Raw genomic sequence first — 18,852 nt, forward strand, 5'->3', positions numbered from 1 at the left:
TCAGTTGTTGCAGTGGCATGCCACTGACTTCCTCATTCCTAATTTATTTCTCACTAAAGCATCACTCTGACTGCTCTAGTTACCTGTTGATTTTTTACTAGATTGCTTGTTGTTGAAATTGGTTTTCAACATTAACGTGTTTAACATCAACCAATTTATTTAACTGTGATGTTAGTAGATAAATTGGCTTATCGCTGTCTACCGTCATGGTGACGTGAAACGCTTCATCAGCCATTTCTAAATTCATGGTTGTTAGGTCAAAGCCGCGATGACGTGCAACGCGTAAAAAGCGCTCTACAGCGACACTTTGATTCTTTAGTGCAATCGTTAGGGTGTGTTTCATTTTACTGTCTCCGTCATCATTTCATCATTAGCTGCACCCGGTGGTACAAGCGGCCATACATTTTCTTTATCATCAATACAGGCATGAAGAATGTATGGACCTTCACTATTTACTAACGCATCAACCGCAGCATCGACTTCATCTGCTTTAGTGATGGTTTGACCTGGAATGCCAAACACCGCTGCTAACTGCACAAAATCAGGATTATCTGAAAGGTTTGTTTCAGAATAACGACCTTCAAAAAATAGCTGCTGCCATTGACGTACCATGCCTAAGCGCTGGTTATCTAGGATTAGAATTTTAACTGGCAGATTGTTACGGCGAATTGTTGCCAGTTCTTGAATATTCATCATGATTGAGCCATCACCCGACACCGTGATCACAAAGTCATTTGGACGAGCAACTTGAGCGCCGATAGCGGCCGGTAAACCAAAGCCCATGGTACCTGCACCACCACTACTTAAATGATTGCTTGGGTGGCTAAACTTCATGTGCTGCGCCACCCACATTTGGTGCTGACCCACATCACAGCACACAACACCCGTTGCTGGCATTTTTTGGCTTAGTTGGTTTAATAAATATGGGGCAAATACTTTCTCGCCTGGATAGTCATAACGCCATGCATGCTCTTTCATCATGCTTTCGATATGCGTTAACCATTCATCAGGCGTTACAAAACAATCAAGTTGCGGTAATGACGTTTTTAAATCTGCGACTAATGACGCTTTTGCAGGCTTACGCTTACCAACCTCTGCTGCGTCGATATCAAGGTGTATCACTTTTGCTTTTGCGGCAAACTTGCTTAAATTGCCAGTAACACGGTCGTCAAAACGGGCACCGATACAAACCAAAACATCACACTCTTGCACTGCTAAGTTAGCTGCTTTACCGCCATGCATACCTAGCATACCCAAATCATATTCATAATCAGGTAATACACTGCCTAACGCTTTCAACGTTGATACCGCAGGCATATGTGTTTTTTCTAAAAACTGCATAAGCTCGTTTTGTGCATCAGCAGCTTGTACACCACCACCGATATACGCCACAGGGCGCTGCGCTTCACTTAAGATTTGATTAGCTATTGCAACTTGGTTCGGGTCTAATTTTGGTAAATGATCTTCGGCAGCTAACCAAGGGTGGAATGGCACTTGTGCCATTTGGATGTCTTTCGGGATATCAACTAACACAGGACCTGGGCGGCCGCTTTGCGCTAAGTGGATGGCTTCTTGTAGGATTTCGGCTAAATCTTCTGCTCTTTCAACCATGTAACTATGTTTAGTACATGATAACGACATACCTAACACGTCCACTTCCTGAAAGGCGTCGGAGCCTATTGCGGCGGTAGGTACTTGCCCTGTGATGGCAAGTAACGGCACTGAATCCATCATTGCATCAGCAAGAGCGGTTATTAAGTTGGTTGCACCAGGGCCTGATGTTGCAAAACACACACCTAACTTACCTGTGCTGCGGGCAAACCCCACTGCTGCAAAACCCGCTCCTTGTTCATGACGCGTCAAATAATGTTTGACTGGCGCACCGTACAAGGCGTCGTAAATAGGCATGATGGCACCGCCTGGGTAACCAAAAACATCCTTAACGCCATGTTTGGCTAATAAATCGATTGTTAACTCTGCGCCTGTCATCGTAAATCCTCATTCCTCAGTGACATTGTGTATTTGCTGCGACTCAAACCTTAAAACAAAAAAGCCCCCCGGACTGTTAAGTGCGGGGGGCTTTTTAAATGCTTCACTTTTCTCTAAGCACTAACTAGCCCCCGCGGTAATAATAATCACCACGACGTTAATTAGAATTAGAGAAAGTTTGTTTGTAAGCATTTATCTGTAACCAAATTCTGTTCATTTGTAGCGGAAATCTAGCCATCCCGCTGTCTTTTTCTATTAGTACCGCGCTGGGGGCGTTAAGTCAACATAAAATTCAATTCAAAAAACAAGCAAAAAAACGACTTTATAGAAATAAATATCTAAACTTCACCATTAATAAGATTTATTTTTCGCCATTTGCTTAATATTGAAATTTCATACCTCTTTATCTGCCATTCTATGATTGATTAATTTTTGGCAATTAAATGTAATTTTTTCTGCTTAAAGCCGATTTAATTTAACGCATCAAAGAAGAATTAGTTTAGTATTGAAAATAACCACGTAATGAAAAGGAAAGTTATGAAATTCGTCCAACGTATAAATGCCCTGTTTTTTATGGTGCTACTGCTTGGTTTTAGCCAACATGCACTTGCCGAGCCGGGATTATGGAAAGTAGAAAAAAACGGCGTTGCTTCATATTTATTTGGTACCGTACATGTTGGCGATGACAGCATGAAAGGCTTACCGAGCAAGGTAAAAAAAGCACTCGATAACTCAGATAAAGTCATTGTTGAGGTGGATATCAGCGCTATTTCACCGATGGAAATGCAGCGTCGCTCATTACCATTTATGATGCTGAAAAATGGCAAAACCTTACAATCAGAATTATCACCAGAAAACTATGCAAAACTGCAAAAGTACTTTGCGGATAAATCAATTGATATTGCGATGTTTAAGAACTTAGCACCGTGGGCGGTGATGGTCACCATGATGCAAATGGAGTTCCAAAGCGTTGGTTTTTCAGATCAATACGGCATAGACAAGCAAGTACTTGCTTATGCTCAAGAACATAAAATTTCTGTTGGTGAGCTAGAAACTCTTGAACGACAAATGGAAATGTTTGAGCACTTAGCAATCATGAATGACAAAATGATCGAAGAAACGTTCGACCAACTTGCAGATGTAGACACCTACTTTTTTGGCCTGATCAAGGCTTGGAAATCAGGTGACATGAAAACACTTACACAGTTTTATAACGAAAGCTTTGATGACTCTCAGTATGGCCAGCTAAGCGAGCAAGTGATGTTGATAGACCGTAACAACGATTGGGTTAATCAACTATCTACTCGCATCGGTAAAGAAAAGCTGTTCATTGCAGTGGGCGCTTTGCACTTACCAGAGCAACACGGCTTATTGAAGCAATTAACAGATAAGGGTTTTACCGTTACCCGTATTTAAATGATTTCAATCGTTTAAAAAGCGCCTTATGGCGCTTTTTTTGTGAAATCAGCCATCTCTAAATAATTGTTGATACCGACTATTTTGTCACTCGCGTGGTGATTAACATACACCACGGTGCCGGTGCCTGCAGCACAGATTTTTTCTATTAGTAATAACACGCGCTGCCTATTCGCTTCATCAAGACCTAAGCAAGGCTCATCAAGAATCAATAAGTTAGGGTGTTTAACCATAGCCCGAGCAATCAACAATAAGCGCTGATCACCAAAAGACAGTTGGCTAAATGAACTGCTTTGTTTATCACTTAAACCTAATAACGCTAACCACTTTTTGGCAATGGCAAGTTGCTTATCAGTGGCTTTTTGGTAAAGACCAATGCTGTCATAAAAGCCCGAAACAACCGTATTGAGCGCAGTGATACTCACTCGATAATCCATATGTAGCGCGTTAGAAATATAACCAATGTGCTGTTTAATTTGCCAAATACTCTCACCACTGCCGCGCTGATAGCCAAACACCTTGATATCGTTGTTGTAACACTGCGGGTTATCACCAGTGATAAGGTTCAGCAAACAGGTTTTACCTGAGCCATTTTTACCTGTTAACTGCCAATGTTCGCCTTGGTTAATTTGCCAGTTTAGTTTTTCAAAGATAGCCTCGCCGCCATAACTTACCGATGCGTTGTTTAATCTTACCAGCATAGAATCGGTGAGCGGAGGCGCTTGATGGTCAATATCTGCCTCAGGTATTTGTAACTGGGTATGCGTGAGATGCAACAGCTTTAGTAAATCATCGCGCTGCTCGGCTGTAGGCTTTGCTAATTGCTCTGTGACATGACCCTCTTTAACATAGGCGTAGTGATCAACAAAGTCAGGGATCTCAGTTAAGCGATTAAGCACAAAAATAAGGGTCGTTGTTTTGCTAAGCTCTGCGAGTAGCTGATTAAGCCCAGCCATTGCCGTGACATCTAAGCCATCAAAAGGCTCATCTAGCACAAGTAAATCTGGTCGACCTATTATGGCTTGAATCAACATTAGTTTGCGGGTTTCGCCGGTCGATAAATCGCGAAATGCCTTGCTAAGTTTGTCACTAAAATCAAATAGGCTTATTAGTTGCTGTAGCATATCACTATCAAGCTGTTGCTCGTCTCGACCTGCAATAATCAGCTCATAAACTGTACTCGTAGCCGTAACACCCTCAATAATATCATCTTGATCTTTAGTTAACTCGACCGCGAGGAGCTGCTTTTGGCTATCTGGCGATACCAATGCTATACGCTCAAAGCTATTCTCATAGTGGCCTTGCTCTATTTTCGCAAAACCAGCAATGGCAGCGGCCACAGCCGATTTACCCGCCCCATTAGCGCCAAGTAAAACCCATTGCTGCAATGGCGATACATTGATATTGAGCTCATCTAAATAATAAACGTCATTGCCTTGGCCCTTCAGGCTGGCTCGAACATTAACCAACTGCACTTGTTGCACTTTGAATCCTCATTCTAAGTTACCGCTAGCTTGACGTTACCGCATTCGATAAAAAATTAAAAATCGTTTAAACCTTTTTTGAACACGGCTGCGACTAAGGTATAAAAGGTCATTAACAGGAATCAGACAATGAAAAAATTACTTTGTGTAGCAGCAATAGGCCTAGCACTTACAACAACATACGCAATGGCAAAAGACTCACGTGAGCTAAGTCATAACTTTACAGTGAATGGCGCAAGCCAGCTTGATATTGATTTTCCGGTGGGCAGCTTAGAAGTCGAAAGTTATGACGGCAGTGAAGTCGTGGTTACGGTTCGCATTAAACCAAAAAATGACAATAGCTGGTTCAGCTCTGATGTTGATTTATCAAATATTGAATTAAGCCACTCGCAAAGTGCCAGCTCACTTAGCTTAAAATTAGATAACGATGACATTCAACAAAACTGGCATGTAAAAATGCCTAAATCAATGGCAATTGATGTTGAGCTAGGTGTAGGTGATATTGAGATTAACGACGCAAGTAATTCAGTTGAGATTGAACTTGGTGTGGGCGCAGTAAGAATTGATAGTGCGCTTGACGATTACAGACGCATCGAACTAGATACCGGTGTGGGCGACACCAAGATTCGCGGCTTGAAAAAAGAGGCTAACACCAGCCGCAAAGTCGTTAGCTCTCACTCAAGCTACCGAGGCAATGGGCTGCATGATATTGACGTTGAAGTAGGTGTTGGCGACATCAAAGTAACAAACTAATTTAACGCTTTGGTTATCCCTGTGAGCTCTCGGTAAATAAAATACTGAGAGCTTTTTGCACTGAATCTAGCGAGATCGGTTTGTATACATGTAGGTTAGCCCCAAGTTCATACACACGTTGTAAATCATCATTTGATGTATTGGCCGTCACCACCAAAATTGGCACCTGTTGCCCCTGCTCATTACGAATAATATCAATCGCTTTAAAGCCATCCATAACTGGCATATTCAAATCCATAAAGATTAAATCATACTGCTTATCTGACGCTTTATCTGTGGCGATTAAGCCATTTTCAGCGATATCAAAGCTGTAATTTAACTGCCCTAAAATACGACCTAATATAGTGGCATTCAACTGATTATCTTCCACAATTAAGCAGTGTAACTTATTGGGTAATAAAACCTCTGCGTCATCACCAGCGGCATTACTTAACTCTAAGCTAAGCACCACTTTAACACCTTGCGGTTGAGCACTTAAAAACTCAATATTCCCCTGCAAAGCTTTAACAATATGCACCACCCTCAACAAACCAGTTTTAAGGCCTTGAAAATGCTGCTCGCTATCATTTTCCAAGCTGAGTATATCGGTCGGTGGCTTTTCAAACCCTTTGCCGTTATCTTGCACTTCAATAATATAGTTTTGTTCGCCTTGGCTTCTTGCTGTGATCGCAATTCGACCTTGTTCAGCAGTAAACTTTACTGCATTGTTGATGAGTTCAGCCAAAACTTGCTGTAAACGAGCATGATCAGTGAGTACATCTTTGTTAAGAGATTCTGGAATATCGATACTAAGCAGAATATTCTTTTCGTCGCAAACATATTCAAATGGGGTGATCGCGTGTTTTAGAGTCGACTTTAAATTTCCACGACTCGGGTTTAATTGCCAATTTCCTGTTGTGAGCTGTTGTAAATCAACAAGTTCATCTAACATTGCGACTAATCTATTCACACAATAAACAGCTTGTTTTTTAGTTGCGAGCTGTTGTTCATTGATATCAAGCGCTTCAATAGAGGCTGTAAGGCCTTGTATTGGTGTTCGAAATTCATGACTTGCGCGAGCTATAAAGCGCTCTTTATTTTTGCTTATTTGCTCCGCATATTCTTTTTGAGTTTGATACTTATTAATTGTTTTAGCGATTAATGATTCCATTGGCTTAAAGACAAAAAATAGTTCAATCAATAACAACAGCAAAGCCGTTAACCAAAATATTAATTCAACTGTTGCAATAAATGTGACTTTTTTTACAGACTCTTGCTCAAGCAACTCAACAGCTACATCTAATTCATTTAATAAGACTTCAACTTGTTGAGTTTCGAAAACTGGCCCGTCAAAATCTGTGTAGTCGTCACGGCTATTTAATAGCTTCTGTGCTTTACTTACATAGCGCTTAACACGCGCATCAAGCTTATTTGGAGCAGCAAAGTAATGTGCCTCTAACTCCTGATTTAAATGACGAAACGTATTTGGACCATCGCGAGCAACCAAAAACTGGTGACCTGCAATAAACTGCTCAACGGTGTCTTGTAGCAGCTTGCGATGCTGTTGCTTTACAGGCAGAGACTTGTCATAAATTAATGCGTTACCATGCAAAGCAATCTTTTGAGAGAGCATTCGTTGCTTGCCGGCAATATTGATCACCTCGGCATCACCCTTTTGGATATACAACAAAGATTGAATCAAGGCCGCTGAAAAGGATATTAGAAGCGCTATCGCTAATAACCCCCAGCGATATCTTTTACGGATATCAATAACTAGGTTTAACATGCATTTCTCTGATCTTTTTATTTTATTCTAGTCTAAATTAAGCAGTAAAGCCCACTATTAAGTGGGCTTTATCAACAAACAAAGCAGTACTTAAAGGCTACCTATTTTCGAGGCGGTTATAATCAAATAACCCAAATTCGACACCTCGGTATTCTTTAGCTACACGATGCAAAATATCGCTGTATTGCCAAAACTGAGGATGCGTTCGACGAATCGCAAATTCGCTTTTCAGGTCTCTATATGCCGACTCATCAGTCACTTTAGCAAGCCCAGCTGCAAATGCAGCAACCTGTTGTTCGTTATGTAGATACCAAATTGCTTCTGGGTAATCACCAATAAACCCCGGTACAATTGTTACAGTATCTTCGTCATAAGCTCGCTGCCCTTCTTCATTCAATAAACTCGAAATATTGTAATGAGCATTGTGATGAATAAGAGTATAGGCTTTGTGCTGTTCATCGCCCTCTTTGACTAACACAAACGAAATTTGCGGCAGTAGATTAATTGCTTTGACAGGCAAATCATTTATTTGTGCAAGCGGTTCTGGCACTTTGGTGTAGTCATAACGAGGACTCAAAATTGGTTTGAGCTTCTCTTTAAGCATGTTATACAGCTCAGACTGCTGATCTGCTGTTTTGAATTCAATGCCAGTAGGTTGACTAAATGACAGTTCATCTTCAAAGAAACTGGTTAAACTAGGTGGTGATTTACGATACCACTGAGCTTTAACTTCTTTACGTTTAGCTTCTGGTAATAACGCCAAATAATTCGCTTCGCCTTCTAAGCGTAAAAAGTCCATATACAAACGAGTTAAAAGCTGGTGACCTATATTGCCGTACACATCAAACCCCGCCACCAGCAGGTAATGAATACGCTCAAATAAGGCATAATCGAGTATCCAAGCAGTCTTTGGTTGCTGGCCTATCCAACCTTTTACAACCGTTGCACTATCGAAATGACGGAACACCGTCAGCGCTGCATTTTGGTTATGACCATCACCTTGCCAAAGTAAATCGGTGGTAAGGTGCTGACCGTTCTCAAACATCTTATTTGCCAGTGCAACTTTTGCTGATAAGTATTTGTTTTGGCGTTTTGAGTACTTTACCCAACTAGAAATCGGTAAAGCGTTACTTTCTTCTTCTGCAGGTAAAGCTAGCGCATCTTCATGTTGTAACAACATTTCACCGACTTTAGGTGTCGCCGCCATTTCTGGTTTAGCAAAACCAACCCAAAACTGATCGTTAATCACGTTTAACGCGATTTGACCACGACAAACAGGACCTTTAATAAAGCCCATGATTATAAGCTCTGCTTCATCAAGCATAAATTGATAACGCGAGTTTACTGGAATTGCTGCAAAAGCTTTAAACGGATTTGATGCAACTTCAGGCTTATAGCTTGGCAATTTATTTACTTGATAATCAGCTTCAATAAATTGCGAATGTAAGCGGGCAAGTTTTTCATCATTTAATGCTAAAGGTAAATGTGTTTTAGCTAAAATAGTCGAGCGGTCATGCATTAAACGATAGTAAACTCGTTCAACTTTAGGGTCTTCATAAGGGCGACGCGTGCTAATATGCTTGATCTCTTCTCCCGGCGGAGTCGAAGAGCGAACTAGTTTAAAGTAGCTGTGTTTATCGCCATGCTCAGGAAAATAAATATGCGCTAAGTACCAGTGCTCGTAAATATAACGAGCAGCTAGTTGATGCTTTAAACCATCTTGATTTAAGAAAGCTTCCCAGCGCTCCACTTGCTTAAGTACGCCTTTTTCAGGGGGCTCAATATGAGCAAGATATCCGCCTTTTCTGAGCCATTTAGCAAGGTGCTGAAACTCTTCGCTTGAGATCCCCGGTAAACCATATGGCATACCACTGTGTGGATTATCTTTAGCAAATGAATCAAACTCATTCATTGTGGTGCATGTTTGTTCACGATCGAGTGAAAAATCAAACTCATCGCCTAAAATAGCTTGCTTAGGCAGAGGGCTGCTTTGCTTAAGCACCAAAGAGTTATAAAGCACGCTACCCGCTAGGTTCGCTTCTTCGGTTTGTACTCGCTCGTTAAGCACTGGCGTAAAGCCTTTTTCACGCCACTGAGCTGTGGTTGTAGCATCAAATAGTAAACGACTTGGCTCTTGTGCAAGCAAACGTGTGCCATCATAGACACGCTCTTTACTTAAACCTCGGTCAATTCCTTCCACAGAAGATAACTTAAGCTGACAAGGTGCATCATAACAGCCGTGACAAACCACACAACGAGTGTCAAGAACAGGTTTTACGTCACTTAAAAACTCGGCGCCTTCAAGTGTTGATGCAGCAACAACACGCTCTCTAGGTTGCTCTTCACCAAACAATTCATCGTAATGAGCAGCGCCTAAATATGCACAGCCACTTAAAAGAATAAGGCCGAATACGGTCGTGAGGGTTTTTCTCATCCTTCCTCCTCGATATCTTCAACGTCATCACCTAAATCGAAGGTTGGCATCATATCTACTTGCGGCGACACAAAAGTTTGATCATTGTCACAGCTAAGCATTGCGCTCAATAATGGCCCGCGAACTAAAGTTAACTGCGCGTCGTGCTCACTATTAATCAATACTTGATAATCATCATTTAACGCTTCAAGACGATATTCATTAATAGCAATAGCGACACTGCTATCAGCAGCTGGGTTTTGGCAAAGCTGCGCGAGTAACTCTTCGCTTAACGTTACATGTAATAATAGATCTGGAGATTCAATATCGCGGCTATGAAGGTTTTCATCGAAATAAAAAAGAGGAAGGGTTAATTCGCTATTTTGCTCTAATTCCATGTGCTGTTCTCTACATCAAAATGACTTTTAATTGTACGAGTATAGCAAACTATAAGTTCAAAAATTAGCGAAACTTATCAGCAGTTAGCAGCTTTTTAGCTACTAACTAACCGAGTTATAAAAACAGTGAAAAAAGTATTACCAAGGTAGCGTTTCACCATTTGAATGCCAAAACCCACCTGTGTTGCTAAGGTTTAGTTCATCAATACGTTTGATGAGACGCTCTGCTGCAGTTTCAGGGCTGATATCGCCAGCAAAATTAACCATTTGCGTTTGTACAAAGCCTGGGTGAAATAAGCCAACAGCAATTTTTTTATCTTTTAACTCATAGGCTAAACTAACACTCGCAGCATTAAGGGCCGCCTTTGACATGCGATAACCAATGTAACCGCCCGAGCCGTTATCAGCAATTGAGCCCATGCGCGATGTGATCATCGCCACTTTAGCATCAATGCCTAAACTTTGCTGTAATGCATGCGTAATACGAATAGGCGCGATACTGTTCACGCTAATTTGCTTTTCGATGGCAGCAAAGTCCATATCAGCGAATGTTTCGTTGTGAAAAATACCGGCGTTATTAACCAAAATATCAATTTTGTCGCCGTGTAAGTAATTGGCAAGTGTTGCAACATCATCGGCGTTAGATACATCAATGTCGCTAATAATCTTCACATCGAGTGCTTGAAGTTCTTCGCTTGGGGTGCGAACCACCGCGGTAACACGGTAACCTTTGGCTGAATATTGTTTACATAAATTAAGACCAATACCTTTATTGGCCCCTGTAACCACCACATGCTTAGTCATCAATCTGCTCCTTAGTTGGGGGATTTATACCTAAACCACCTCAAGGTGCGAGTTTCTGCATCTTGATGAGGCTTAGGTGTATACTTTGGGACAGATTGGCAAAAACCAAGAGCTTAAGTTAATTCATCAATGGTTGACTTAAGAATAGAAAAAACGGCCCCTTGTGGGTCGGTAATCACACTAAAACGTCCAACATCTGGAATGTCTGTTGCTGGCACACAAATAGCGCCATTAAGCTGCGTTGCTTTGGCAACCGCCTGATCGCAATCTGCTACCGCAAAATACGGCATCCAATGCGGTGGAATATCATCTGGCCATTCATCGGTCATTTCGAGCATGCCTGCTATCGGTTGCTCATCAATAGTGAATAAGGTGTAGTCCATACCTTCCATGGGTTTCACCTCAAACTGCCATCCGAATAACTGACAATAAAAGTCGCGACTTTTTTGCATGTCTTTCGACACAAGCTCAAACCAATAAGGTAGGTTAAGCTCTTGCACTCTTTTAGCCCCGATATGCTCACCCGCTTGCCACAAGGCAAATGTTGCGCCGCCAGGCTCTTGCAGCATCACCATTCGACCTGCCGTCATGACATCATGTGGCCCTGCCAAAACCGTTGCCCCCAATGATTTTGCCAGCTCAGTGCTTTGGTCAACATCATCAACAGCAATATATAATAACCAATGGGTTGGCATCTCACTCATACTTGCAGGCAGTTGATACATAGCGGCAATATCATCACCTTGCTTTTGCAGCATGGTGTAATACATGTCTTCACCTATTGGCTGATCATCAAAACCCCAGTCAAAAAGTTGCGTGTAAAATTGCTTTGCAGCTTGCCAGTCTTTTGCGCATAACTCGGCCCAACAGAAAGTACCCGCAGGGTGTTTTGTATTTATTTTTGTCATGACTGTTCCTCCTTCATTAACGGTAATCAACAAGCGGCTTTTTTACCAATTATTTTTTAAATTAATTAAACAACCGTTTAGAAAAATTAGATAATCATTATCAGTCACTTACAGAAAAACCAAAGTAAACCAAGTTTTTATAGCCATTACACAATATTGATTGCAGCAATAAACACATGTATAAATACGAACAATTTTTAATAAAAATTATATAGCGATTTAACGATGTCAATGAAATTTGCGCTTCCTTTTTTACTTACTCCTATCGCTGCGTTAGCAAATCAGGCTCAAGATATTGAGCGTATTACTGTTTCTACAACGCGTAGTACGGCACCTGTTAGTACTGTACCTGCAACTATCAGCGTTATTACCAGTGAAGACATTGCTGAGCAACTTGCTCACACTCAAGATCTATCGCAAATTTTAGGTAATTTATTACCGAGCTTTTCACCAAGTCGTCAAAAAATGACCAGTGCAGGTGAAACACTACGTGGCCGTGAACCGCTATACATGATTGATGGTGTACCTCAGTCGAACCCGTTGCGTAATGGTTCTCGTGACGGCAATACAATTGATCCTGCCATGATCGAACGCATCGAAGTGATCAGTGGTGCTAATGCAATCCAAGGCATGGGCGCAAGCGGCGGTATTATTAATATCATCACAAAATCAGCAGGCGATTTTAATCACCAAATGAGCGCAGGGTTTAGCACTCCGACAGACGGTGGCAGCGACAGCCAAAGCTATAAAGCCAGCTACTTATTCAGCCAACAGCTAGATGATATTAGTTTTATTGGCGGTGTATCGGCACGTAGTACTGGTATGTATCGCGATGGTAACGGAGACTTTGTTGGGTTAGATGGCACACAAGGTGATACGCAAGACTCAACCAGCCTAGACCTATTTTTAAAAGTTAAATATCAGCTTGATAATGAACAAAGTATTCAAGCGATGCTGAACCACTACAAAATTGAGGGTAATGGAGATTTTGTTGCTATTAGTGGTGACCCAACAACAGGCCTTGCCACATCAGCTGAAAAAGGCGATATAGAAGGTGATGCACCACGCAACCGTGTAACAACCTTCACCCTTGATTACAACCACACGAATATCGCTGGCGGCAACCTTGCAGTTCAGTTATTCACGCAAGATTTTGCGGCAATGTATGGCGGCGGTACATTTGGCACTTTCCAAGATCCTGAATTTGGTGAAAACCTTTACGACCAATCTCAAAACAAGTCACAAAAGTTTGGAAGTCGCGTTACTTATAATAAAGATAACCTATTAAGCAGCCAGTTTGATATTGCGACCGGTATCGATTTACTTTCTGACGAAACATACCAAGAGCTTGCGCAAACAGGTCGTCATTGGGTGCCAAAAACCAAGTTTAATAACATCGCACCATTCGCTCAGCTACGTTATGACGGCTTAGAAGATTGGACTTTCAATGCCGGTGTTCGTTACGAGTACGGCAAATTAAAAGTAGATGACTTTACTACCCTAGCATCTTACAACAGCAGCTTTGTAGAAGGCGGTGAGCCAAGCTTTAACGAATTATTAGAGAACTTAGGTGTTGTCTACCAAGTGACTGATTACCTTCGTTTCTACGCAAGCTACAGCGAAGGCTTTAGCATGGCCGATGTGGGGCGTGTACTGCGTGGTATAAACCAAGCTGGCTTATCGGTTGAAAGTTTCTTAAACCTAGAACCTGTGATTTCTGATAACCGCGAATTAGGTTTTGAATATGCAAGCGATAGCTTCAATATTAAAGCCAGCTACTTTGAATCTGACTCAGACTTAGGCTCTCGTTTACAAGCTGATGCTGATGGTATTTACAGTGTAAAACGTGAACGCACAGAGATCTCAGGTTTTGAAGCCAATGCACAGTATTACCTAACTAACAGCACAACATTCGGTGCAAGTTACGCTGATACAGAAGGCCAATATGACGGTGATGGCGACAATAAAGTAGAGAGCGACTTAGGCGGCAGCAATATTTCACCGACACGGTTAAACCTTTACTGGCAGCAACAATGGCCAGCAAGTTTGTCTAGCCGCTTACAAGTTAATAAAGTGTTTGATCGCGACTTTAATACTGGTGAAGAATTTGACGGCTACACAACCGTTGATTTATCAGTGCAATATCAAAGTGCTGAGTATGGTGCATTTAGCCTAGGTATCGATAACCTGCTAGATAAGTACTACATCACTTATTATGGGCAAACAAACCCATCGGCAACTCGCTATTTTGCAGGCACTGGCCGTACTGTAAATCTAACTTGGAACTATGCATTTTAGATTTAAGCTAAAGTAATTAAACAACAAAAAAGGCACCAAGGTGCCTTTTTTAATTAGTGATGATGACCGTGCTCACCTTTGAGCTGATTACCTTGCGCATCATAAAATCCACTTGCACCATGCTCAACAAACCCTAAGTTGATCATTTTAGCTAAAAATGGATCGCTTTCATTATCACCGATATCTGCGTAATCGGTCGTTTGATAGTTATCCCATTTCGCAAATTCTGCCTGAATCTTTTGCTGGTTGTAATGACTGGCTGTTAAAGCAATTTCACGGCTATAAGTTGGTGTTGAAATACGAATTGCTTTGAGTAACTTTTGATTGGCAAGCCAGCTTAGCTCTATTTTGCTCTCACCCTGCTGCTGTGTGTAATACTCTGTTAACTCACAGCCTTCACCGGTGCTTTTCTGGTGCGTCATTGAGGCTAAAAACTTATCGCTTACTAGCTGATATTTGCTACTCCAATCTTGTTCACCTTGCACTTCCGATGGTTGATACTCAATACCACGCTGGGCATGCTGAAAATAACGAATTGGGCGAATTTGTTGATTGCGCAACTGTTGCCATAATTCAATAAATTCTGGATTCTGCTTAGCCACCTGGTGAGGCGTACGCCAAAGGGTAAAAGTGTTTTCAGTATGCTGCTTATTAGCAACGATTTCTGTGGTGACCGTATAGTCTGCTTGCGTAAAACCGGTGTTCATATCGCATTGCCCTGCAACAGCAAGTGGACTAAGTAATGAGGCAAGTAAGATGGCTGCTTTCACGGGATTCTCTTTTGTCTTGGTTTACTTTATAACTAATTGAGTAAGGGAGGCATGGAGCCTCCCAAACACTCATTATTGTGCTAATTTAGCATCGGCTTGTTTAACAAGGTCAGCGGCATAATCCATAACATGGAAGATAAGGCTTTGCTCATTAGTGCCTGTTACTAAATGTGCACCTGGACCTACTGCATACACCCCCACATCTTCTGCTGCGTGTGTTTCAGAGCCTAGTGGTACAACAGCTTCTTGGTGGAAACCTGGCGTTGTTGTGTCAACATCTGTTAAATCAACACGACCCGTTACCGGTGCAAAGTTATAACCTGCATCAGCATCAGTCTCATCACCTAAGTCGCGGAAACCGCCACCATTGGTATAACCAACCGTTGTGTATGGCATGTTATCTGCTGCAAGTGATGGTTCATCACTACCCACAGGTACCACTTTACCTAAAATTGGGTTACCGCGTTTTGGGTAGCCTGCAATGGTAAATACGTGGCTGTGGTCAGCTGTTACTATGATTAGCGTGTCTTCAATGCTGGTTTTATCAAGAGCAACTTGTACTGCTTTTGAAAGCTCAACTGTGTCGCTTAGTGCATTGTAAGCATTACCAGCGTGGTGACCGTGGTCAATACGACCGGCTTCAACTGTTAGCATGAAACCATTGGCGTTGTTATCTAACACATCAATTGCTTTTGCTGTCATTTCAGCAAGTGAAGGCTCGCCTGCTACATCGTTTGCACGGTCTGCTTCGTATTGCATATGTGATTCATTGAATAAACCAAATACGCGCTCAGTTGACTCTGCATCAATTGCATCAAAACCAGCTTGGTCCATCACATATTGACCTGCAGGATATTTAGCTTTCCACTCGGCTGTTAGGTCACGACCATCTGTACGGTCACCTTCTACTGAGCTCACAGCATCAGCAGAGTTAAACGCTGCGTCTTTCGGCAAGAAATGACGACGACCACCGCCCATCACAACTTCTAAACCATCAACATCTAAGCCTTCGTAGCGTGCCTCTAGGTTTGCTTCAAAGTTAACTAACTGCGATGCAATATCTTCACAGCCAGCGGTAACTGCCGCTTCTGGCATATCTGATACGTCTTCCCAGTTACGGTCAGCCGATTTTGCATACGTTGCTGCAGGCGTTGCGTGAGTGATACGTGCTGTCGAAACAATACCCGTCGACTTACCGGCAATCTCAGCAAGCTCAGTGGCTGTAACTAGTTCATTACCTGCAACCGTTGCACAGTTACCACGTTCGATGTCTTCATCAACACCGATAACGCCAGCATCCGTTTTTACGCCCGATGCCATTGCTGTCATCGTACCCGCAGAATCAGGTGTTTGCGCATCAACGTTATAGGTTTTAGCAAACCCTGAGAATGGTAGTGTTTCAAAGCTTAGTTGATGTTCTTCTCCTAGCTTACCCTCTAGTTGACCGGCCATAATACGTGCTGCTGTGACAGTTGAAATACCCATGCCGTCACCAACAAACAGAATCACGTTTTTCGCTTTACCTGACTCTTTTACAACGGCAGCAATGTTTTCTTCGCTGCTAGCGACTTTAACTTGTGCTGACTTGAACCACTCGTTATTAGTCAACGGCGCTAATTGCGATGCCGTTAACGACGTTGCTGGTGCATTACATGCAACGCTTGTATCCGTTACTTCTGCTGAGTCTAGCTCACCGTTATCGTTGCTATCTTCACCGGTAAGGGTTTCTGTACCACCGTTTACGCACTGCTCAGAGCCAACAGCTAATGTATTTTCAATGGTTAATGTTTTTGGTGAGTTGTCATCGTCATCAGAACAACCCGCTAATGCCACTACTACAGCAAGAGAAATTAAATTTAGTTTTTTCATCGTCGTCGCCATTATTCTTCAATTAGTTCTAGAGCTTGGTTAATGATGTGGAAAATTACGTTTTGCTCCACAACGCCTTGTGCTAGTTGCGCACCTGGACCTTTTGCATGCAGTGAAATATCTTCACCTGCATGAGTCTCTGAACTTAGTGGCACAGTGGCTTCTTGGTGATAACCAGGAGTAGTCGTATCAACACCCGCTAAATCAACACGGCCTGCAAATGCCGCTTCGCTATAAGATGCATCAGCGTCGGTTTCATCGCCTAAATCGCGAAAACCTAAACCATTAGCATAACCAACTGTGGTGTAAGGCATACCATCTGCCGCAAGGCTTGGCTCTTCGCTACCAATAGCAACTACTTGACCTAAGATTGGATTACCACGCTTTGGGTAGCCCGCGATAGTGAATACGTGGCTGTGGTCGGCAGTAACAAGAATAAGAGTTTCTTCTGGGTTGGTGTTCTCAACTGCTGTTTGCACTGCTTTGGCAAATTCAACGGTATCGTTTAACGCGTTATAAGCATTGCCCGCATGGTGGCCATGGTCGATACGGCCTGATTCAACCGTTAAGAAAAAGCCTTTTTCATTGCTCTTTAAGATATCAATTGCTTTACCTGTCATTTCAGATAATGACGGTTCACCCGCTACATCGTTAGCGCGATCTGCTTCGTATTGCATGTGTGATTCGTTAAATAATGCAAATACACGTTTGCTGTCAGCATTTAGTGTATCGAAGCCTGCTTGGTCCATGACGTACTTACCATCAGGGTACATTTCTTGCCACTCAGCCGTTAGGTCACGCTCATCCGTACGGTCACCTTCTACTTCGCTCACTGCATCAGTTGAGTTAAACGTTGCGTCTTTTGGTAAGAAGTGACGACGACCACCGCCCATCACAACTTCAAGACCATCTACGTCAGTACCTACAAAGCGTGCTTCTAGGTTCTTCTCAAAATTTACAAGTTGTGAGGCAATATCTTCACAACCCGCTTCTACAGCATCAGCCGGCATGTCTGATACGTCTTCCCAGTTACGGTCAGCTGATTTTGCATAGGTTGCAGCCGGTGTTGCGTGAGTAATACGCGCCGTAGAGATAACACCTGTTGCTAGACCTTTGATTTCTGCCAGTTCTGTTGCGGTAATTAACTCGTTACCAGCAACAGTTGCACACTCGCCACGCTCGATATTTTCGTTTACACCAATTACACCTACATCGGTTTTAACACCTGAAATAATTGCTGTCATTGTGCCCGCAGAGTCAGGTGTTTGCGCATCAACGTTATAGGTTTTGATTTGCGCTGAGTATGGAAATTCTTCAAAGCTTAGTAAGCCTTCTTCGCCTGACTTGCCTTCCATTTGTCCCGCCATGATACGAGATGCAGTCAGCGTTGAGATACCCATACCATCGCCAACAAATAAAATGACATTTTTCGCTTTAAACGTTTGCTCAGCCTGAGCCGCCGCCTCTTTTTCTGTTAATTTTGTTTCAGCGGCACTATACCAATCATTTTGTTTTTGACTGTCTGGTAACACACCTGCATTGGCTGTCGCTGACAATGCCAACGTTAAACCAATTGCAGTAGCAATTTTATTAATTTTCATCGTTACGTTCCGTTAGTACGTTATTTTAAGAATTTGAGTGCTAACTAAACTGCACTTGGATAATTAGCGCAGCCATACTAAGAAGGCATTGTTACTAAAAAAGTGGTTTTTCATGACGAAATGATGAAACCAAAAACAACTTTAGCTATAGGTAAGTAATTAGTTTTAGTAGAAATAACAGAGTTGGTTGCTAGGTGTGAGTTGCGAGGGTAAAAGTTCTAGCTTCTAGGTCAAGCATAACCTTGGGAGTGCTTTAATGTGGTTTGGCTTTACCAAAGAAAAGGTTTACATGGATTGTGTTGGGTTTCGCTGCGCTCAAACCAACCTACCCGAAGAATGAACAGGCAGAATGCTGAGTGAGATACCACACAAAACAACTCCCCC

General features: G+C 42.3%; 14 protein-coding genes. 3 read left to right on the forward strand and 11 right to left on the reverse strand.

Annotated elements, in window-relative coordinates; all coding sequences use genetic code 11:
• Window positions 1–97: 97 nt before the first annotated feature.
• Window positions 98–343 carry an acetolactate synthase 2 small subunit gene (ilvM, locus tag CWC02_RS19455; RefSeq protein ID WP_054554110.1) on the reverse strand — a complete coding sequence of 82 codons (246 nt, stop codon included), beginning with the start codon at window positions 341–343 and terminating at the stop codon, window positions 98–100.
• Window positions 340–1,989 (reverse strand): acetolactate synthase 2 catalytic subunit, encoded by a 1,650-nt coding sequence (gene ilvG, locus CWC02_RS19460; RefSeq protein ID WP_054554109.1) that lies wholly within the window; start codon window positions 1,987–1,989, stop codon window positions 340–342. Before ilvG ends, ilvM begins: the two co-directional genes overlap by 4 nt.
• 537 nt (window positions 1,990–2,526) lie before the next feature.
• Here ilvG and CWC02_RS19465 point away from each other — a divergent pair.
• Window positions 2,527–3,405 carry a TraB/GumN family protein gene (locus tag CWC02_RS19465; RefSeq protein WP_138619838.1) on the forward strand — a complete coding sequence of 293 codons (879 nt, stop codon included), beginning with the start codon at window positions 2,527–2,529 and terminating at the stop codon, window positions 3,403–3,405.
• A gap of 26 nt (window positions 3,406–3,431) precedes the next feature.
• Here the strand turns inward: CWC02_RS19465 and modF are convergent, their stop codons facing one another.
• Window positions 3,432–4,889, reverse strand: coding sequence for a molybdate ABC transporter ATP-binding protein ModF (modF, locus tag CWC02_RS19470; RefSeq protein WP_138619839.1), 1,458 nt, complete (start codon window positions 4,887–4,889; stop codon window positions 3,432–3,434).
• Window positions 4,890–5,018: 129 nt separating this feature from the next.
• On the opposite strand from modF, the gene CWC02_RS19475 reads away from it, so the two are divergent.
• Window positions 5,019–5,642: a toast rack family protein gene (locus CWC02_RS19475; RefSeq protein WP_138619840.1), complete on the forward strand. Its 624-nt coding sequence runs from the start codon at window positions 5,019–5,021 to the stop codon at window positions 5,640–5,642.
• A 13-nt stretch (window positions 5,643–5,655) separates the two neighbouring features.
• On the opposite strand, the gene CWC02_RS19480 is transcribed toward CWC02_RS19475, so the two are convergent.
• From CWC02_RS19480 to CWC02_RS19500, 5 genes are all read right to left on the reverse strand, one after another.
• Window positions 5,656–7,407 (reverse strand): hybrid sensor histidine kinase/response regulator, encoded by a 1,752-nt coding sequence (locus tag CWC02_RS19480; RefSeq protein WP_054554105.1) that lies wholly within the window; start codon window positions 7,405–7,407, stop codon window positions 5,656–5,658.
• Window positions 7,408–7,504: 97 nt separating this feature from the next.
• Window positions 7,505–9,841: a fatty acid cis/trans isomerase gene (locus CWC02_RS19485; protein ID WP_138619841.1), complete on the reverse strand. Its 2,337-nt coding sequence runs from the start codon at window positions 9,839–9,841 to the stop codon at window positions 7,505–7,507.
• Window positions 9,838–10,218: a hypothetical protein gene (locus CWC02_RS19490; RefSeq protein WP_054554103.1), complete on the reverse strand. Its 381-nt coding sequence runs from the start codon at window positions 10,216–10,218 to the stop codon at window positions 9,838–9,840. The genes CWC02_RS19485 and CWC02_RS19490 overlap by 4 nt, the downstream gene beginning before the upstream one ends.
• A 138-nt stretch (window positions 10,219–10,356) precedes the next feature.
• A complete protein-coding gene (locus tag CWC02_RS19495; protein WP_054554102.1) occupies window positions 10,357–11,022 on the reverse strand; it encodes an SDR family oxidoreductase in 666 nt (221 codons plus the stop codon).
• 113 nt (window positions 11,023–11,135) lie between these two features.
• Window positions 11,136–11,930 (reverse strand): VOC family protein, encoded by a 795-nt coding sequence (locus CWC02_RS19500; protein ID WP_138601202.1) that lies wholly within the window; start codon window positions 11,928–11,930, stop codon window positions 11,136–11,138.
• Window positions 11,931–12,161: 231 nt separating this feature from the next.
• On the opposite strand from CWC02_RS19500, the gene CWC02_RS19505 reads away from it, so the two are divergent.
• The gene (locus CWC02_RS19505) at window positions 12,162–14,228 is read left to right on the forward strand and encodes a TonB-dependent receptor (RefSeq protein WP_138619842.1); all 2,067 of its coding nucleotides are present in this window, start codon (window positions 12,162–12,164) and stop codon (window positions 14,226–14,228) included.
• Window positions 14,229–14,281: 53 nt separating this feature from the next.
• Here CWC02_RS19505 and CWC02_RS19510 read toward each other — a convergent pair whose 3' ends face one another.
• From CWC02_RS19510 to CWC02_RS19520, 3 genes are all read right to left on the reverse strand, one after another.
• Window positions 14,282–14,998, reverse strand: coding sequence for a hypothetical protein (locus CWC02_RS19510; protein WP_138619843.1), 717 nt, complete (start codon window positions 14,996–14,998; stop codon window positions 14,282–14,284).
• A 72-nt stretch (window positions 14,999–15,070) separates the two neighbouring features.
• Complete coding sequence (locus CWC02_RS19515; protein WP_138619844.1) at window positions 15,071–16,867, reverse strand: alkaline phosphatase family protein; 1,797 nt, start codon at window positions 16,865–16,867, stop codon at window positions 15,071–15,073.
• An 11-nt stretch (window positions 16,868–16,878) separates the two neighbouring features.
• Window positions 16,879–18,468 carry an alkaline phosphatase gene (locus CWC02_RS19520; protein WP_138619845.1) on the reverse strand — a complete coding sequence of 530 codons (1,590 nt, stop codon included), beginning with the start codon at window positions 18,466–18,468 and terminating at the stop codon, window positions 16,879–16,881.
• Window positions 18,469–18,852 lie beyond the last annotated feature (384 nt).

Source organism: Pseudoalteromonas sp. S2721, assembly GCF_005887425.1.
Lineage (GTDB): Bacteria > Pseudomonadota > Gammaproteobacteria > Enterobacterales > Alteromonadaceae > Pseudoalteromonas > Pseudoalteromonas simplex.

Coding starts and splice junctions, on each gene's coding strand:
- ilvM (WP_054554110.1), bottom strand. CDS start 343: ATGAAACACACCCTAACGATTGCACTAAAGAATCAAAGTGTCGCTGTA.
- ilvG (WP_054554109.1), bottom strand. CDS start 1,989: ATGACAGGCGCAGAGTTAACAATCGATTTATTAGCCAAACATGGCGTT.
- CWC02_RS19465 (WP_138619838.1), top strand. CDS start 2,527: ATGAAATTCGTCCAACGTATAAATGCCCTGTTTTTTATGGTGCTACTG.
- CWC02_RS19475 (WP_138619840.1), top strand. CDS start 5,019: ATGAAAAAATTACTTTGTGTAGCAGCAATAGGCCTAGCACTTACAACA.
- CWC02_RS19480 (WP_054554105.1), bottom strand. CDS start 7,407: ATGTTAAACCTAGTTATTGATATCCGTAAAAGATATCGCTGGGGGTTA.
- CWC02_RS19485 (WP_138619841.1), bottom strand. CDS start 9,841: ATGAGAAAAACCCTCACGACCGTATTCGGCCTTATTCTTTTAAGTGGC.
- CWC02_RS19490 (WP_054554103.1), bottom strand. CDS start 10,218: ATGGAATTAGAGCAAAATAGCGAATTAACCCTTCCTCTTTTTTATTTC.
- CWC02_RS19495 (WP_054554102.1), bottom strand. CDS start 11,022: ATGACTAAGCATGTGGTGGTTACAGGGGCCAATAAAGGTATTGGTCTT.
- CWC02_RS19500 (WP_138601202.1), bottom strand. CDS start 11,930: ATGACAAAAATAAATACAAAACACCCTGCGGGTACTTTCTGTTGGGCC.
- CWC02_RS19505 (WP_138619842.1), top strand. CDS start 12,162: ATGAAATTTGCGCTTCCTTTTTTACTTACTCCTATCGCTGCGTTAGCA.
- CWC02_RS19515 (WP_138619844.1), bottom strand. CDS start 16,867: ATGAAAAAACTAAATTTAATTTCTCTTGCTGTAGTAGTGGCATTAGCG.
- CWC02_RS19520 (WP_138619845.1), bottom strand. CDS start 18,468: ATGAAAATTAATAAAATTGCTACTGCAATTGGTTTAACGTTGGCATTG.